Below are 855 nucleotides of genomic sequence, written 5' to 3' on the forward strand. Positions count from 1 at the left end.
AGTCATCATGGCCCTTACGAGTAGGGCTACACACGTGCTACAATGGCGCATACAGAGGGCGGCCAACTTGCGAAAGTGAGCGAATCCCAAAAAGTGCGTCGTAGTCCGGATCGGAGTCTGCAACTCGACTCCGTGAAGTCGGAATCGCTAGTAATCGTGGATCAGAATGCCACGGTGAATACGTTCCCGGGCCTTGTACACACCGCCCGTCACACCATGGGAGTGGGCTGCAAAAGAAGTGGGTAGTTTAACCTTCGGGAGGACGCTCACCACTTTGTGGTTCATGACTGGGGTGAAGTCGTAACAAGGTAGCCCTAGGGGAACCTGGGGCTGGATCACCTCCTTATACGATGATTATTGCGATGAGTGTTCACACAGATTGATATGTCTTTATTAGAGCCCTCCTTAGTGTCCCGTTCGTCTAGAGGCCTAGGACACCGCCCTTTCACGGCGGTAACAGGGGTTCGACTCCCCTACGGGATACCATCTTTAAGCGTACTTAGTTAAGTGCTTTTAAAAATGGTTACCTCATTGAGGTGATTTGCTCTTTAACAATTTGGAAAGCTGACGAATAACAACAATCCCCATCTCTATGAGATGCGTTGTTATTCAATTAAAAGTTCTCAAATCCTAAAACTATGTTTTAGGTACCAACACACATTCAAGTGTTCTTGGAAATTTGAGTCCGGCAAAATCGTGTCTGCACATGTATAAAAATGCAGACAACTTTGGTTGTTTAAACAGAGACCCTTTGGGGTTGTATGGTTAAGTGACTAAGCGTACACGGTGGATGCCTTGGCAGTCAGAGGCGATGAAAGACGTAGTAACTTGCGATAAGCCCAGATTAGGTAGTAA

1 tRNA gene and 2 rRNA genes are annotated in these 855 nt (G+C 47.1%); all 3 read left to right on the forward strand.

Annotated features, from left to right (window positions below):
* Positions 1-346, forward strand: a 16S ribosomal RNA gene (locus AC5O63_RS22300); the annotation flags it as partial.
* A 64-nt stretch (positions 347-410) separates the two neighbouring features.
* A tRNA-Glu gene (locus tag AC5O63_RS22305) sits at positions 411-486 on the forward strand.
* A gap of 277 nt (positions 487-763) precedes the next feature.
* A 23S ribosomal RNA gene (locus tag AC5O63_RS22310) occupies positions 764-855 on the forward strand; the annotation flags it as partial.

Source organism: Vibrio sp. SCP2 (assembly GCF_059295395.1).